Here is a 3053-nt window from a genome sequence, read left to right on the forward strand (position 1 = left end):
GCCTTGCGGGCATTGATCGTCGTCGTGTTACCGGTGGTGTGGCAGGCAGTACTCGCTGGCAGGCCCGCCGCTGACCACGTCAGGTTGCCGGCTCCGTCGTACCCCATGACCGTGGCACCGGTTTCAGGCTCCACCGAGCGACACAGTTCCTGGTTCACGTTGTAGGCGTAGCTGCGGGTGAGCGCGACCGAGCCATTCGCGTTGCGGCGCTTGAGCGCCGTGACCTTTCCGAAGATGTCGCGGTGGATCTCGGTGAAGGCGCCCTCGGGATGGTTGATGCCGCGAGGAAGGTCGTAGGAGGGTTCGTCGAAAGTCTGGTAGAGCGTGGTCAGGGTCTGGTGGTTGCGTGGATTGGTCACCCGGGTCTGGAATCCTGCCAGGTACTCGGTGGTCGTGGTCAGCTGGCCCGTACCCTCCCAGTCCTGCCGGACCTGGGTGACGCGATCGAGCGCGTCGTATACGGTGTGCGTACCCTTTAGTGTCTGATCAAGATAAGACGTTGTTCCATGCACACGTGTGGAATAAGAACGAAATGATGGACGTCCAGCGGCGTCGTACCGGATGAAGGCGGCTGACACAGTGTTATTTGGATCGCCAAGATCAAGCGTCTGCTCAACGACTGGACGCCACAAGGCATCGTAGAACACGATCTTCCTGCCATTCCCGGTAAGCATGGTTCTGCGCCAGTGCCCGGTCGGCAGACCGTAGGTGCCTGCGTGTCCGCCCGAAAAGTCTATTGTCGTCTCGGCCCACTTTGATGTGTTGCAAACGTTCGCCTGGGTCTCGGATGGGTAGGTAATCTTCTTGACTCGTCCCATCAAATCGTGGTCATAGCAGGTCTTCGAGTTCATTTCGTCATTGATCGACCTGATCCAGCCGTTGTCGTCGACAACTGCTGTTTGCGTTGCGCCCGAGGGGGCTTCGGGCGTTGCCGGATACTTGATCGACTGCGGGATGCCACGTTTCCAACTCGACAGGGTGGTAACGTTATTGTTGCCGTCCGCGATCGTCTTGAGCGTCCCCAGTTGGCCAGCAACGGCAGTCTCGTAAGAGAACGTCTCCTGCGGCTTGCCGAAGCTGTATGTCTTCGAAGGCATGGCCTTCCACCCATAGTCGACCTGTGAAATCACAGAGTCCGCTTGGCCGTCGCATGCGTCATGGGCTGGAGCAGAAACGGCACAGGTGGTCTTCTTGACCTGGCCCAGGACGTAGGTCGCGAGGTCGTCGTGGTACTCGATGACCTCGGTGCGGCTATAGGTCTGGGCGTTCGCCACAGGAATCACCGACATGACAGACAGGCACGCAACCAACGCGTACCTGCAGCGAACGAGATAGTCCATGTCTCTTCCTTGTTCTGTCGTGGGCGCACGAGCGGAGCATGCGAGCCGGGCGCGCGCCGCTCCACGTCCGGATTGCCGGTGCGGCATTGCCGCTCCTGCGCCGTGCCGGCGGCGCGGTGCGGTCCGGCGAGCCTTGGTCGAAGTCGTCATCGGCAAGTCCTCGGGCCGCGCTACGGGTTGGGTGCGCTGCTGCGGGTGACCCTGGTCGGCCGACCCAGCGCGTCGAGACACCTGCCGGAGCAGGTGGTGTCGACAGCCCATCTGAACTGCGTCGCCTGCAGCACCTTGGTGGTGCTCAGCTTGGGCCGCAGGAACGTAGCGGCCACCCGGTCACGCGCGTCCGGGTGGAACCCGATGAGCTTGGGAAATCCCGAGACCGCCGTACCGGTTGCGTAGGTATGGGTCTCGCTCTCCAGGGGTTGGGCTTGGGGGCTGGCAGCGCGCGTATGTGCGAGCAGCAGGCCCTCGTCCACGGTATAGGTGTTGCCGAATGTGTAGGTGTCCAGCGCGCCATCTGGTCCCAGTACCTTGGTTCTGGTCGTGCCGTTCGCCATCGGGGCAAACCCGATGTTGGACTGGTAGCTGTACTTCCAGATCATCGGTGTCAGCCCTGGGCCTGTCACCTTCTTGCCGGTCAAGACTCGCCGGTATCCTCCGAGAAAGCGCCGTGGCACCAGATACGGGTTCGAGCCTGGAGGACTTGCGCCCGCCGAATAGCAACCATCTGTCACTGCCGAACGGCCGAGAATGACCTGATCGACCCGGAAGACTGCGCGTGCACCAGACGGGGAGTCGACGGTAAAGCCAGTAAAATCGGTATCCGCGACAGTCGTTGCATCTGGATTGACGGTCTGCGTCCACGACAGATCGTCGCAGGGGCGTTGGATGGGATGGGCTGGCGGCGGATGCGAAACTCCGCTGTATCGCCAGCTCGAGCCGTCGGGGTTGCGTACTTCGATGAGTTGCGCGAGGGGGAGGCTACTTGTGCCGCCGCCATAAAAGTAAGACCACGTCCGCCCATTGGCCGCCACGGACGCTAGGTTTCCGTTGGCGTAGCCGATGGTGATGATCCTGCCATCGTTCGACTCGATCCTGTCGAGCTTGACGATCTGATTCGTCTTGTTCGAGTACGTATACGTTACCCAGTTGCCGAATCGATCCTCGATGCGGGTTGGGTACAGGGCCAACGTAGCCTGTTGAAGACTCACCTCCATGATGCCGCCCGTGCCCGGGTTGTAGGCAGAAGACTTGGAGGGCAGGCTGCTTTCCAATGCCATCCAGTCGAACCAGTACTTCGTGCCATCGGGCCGGACGACGAGGTAGCCCTCGCCCCGTCCGAAGATCTGCTCTGTCGAACCGGGTGTTGCCGAAGCGTTGCGGTTCTTCAACGTGGTGAGGCACGACGCCGCGTCGTGGCTCGTGGTCACCCATCGGTAGGGCCCGCCCGCTGAGGGAGAAGGCATGCCGGCGGAGTTGTAGACGAGCAGTCCGGAGCTTCCATCCGGGTAGTGGACGGTAGGTGGGTTCCAGAACATGTGCGCGCGGAAGGTGTCGGGATACTGCTGCCCCGGCGGGGGCTCCATGAGCCACGATTGCGTGACAGAGCAGTTCTTGTTGGGCTGGCTGGTGTCAGAGGTGATCCATCCGACAGAGGCGTCGAACGTGCCTTCGATCCTGGGCAGACCCAGTGCCCAGTCCCCCAGCTGGGTGGCG

Annotated in this window: 2 pseudogenes; both read right to left on the reverse strand. The window is 61.7% G+C overall.

From position 1 onward, the window contains the following. Positions 1–1340, reverse strand: a pseudogene (locus JMO03_RS05190) (RHS repeat protein); the annotation flags it as partial. A gap of 170 nt (positions 1341–1510) precedes the next feature. Further along, positions 1511–3053: pseudogene (locus JMO03_RS05195) on the reverse strand (hypothetical protein); the annotation flags it as partial.

It is taken from the genome of Luteimonas saliphila, from assembly GCF_016774335.1.
Lineage (GTDB): Bacteria > Pseudomonadota > Gammaproteobacteria > Xanthomonadales > Xanthomonadaceae > Luteimonas > Luteimonas saliphila.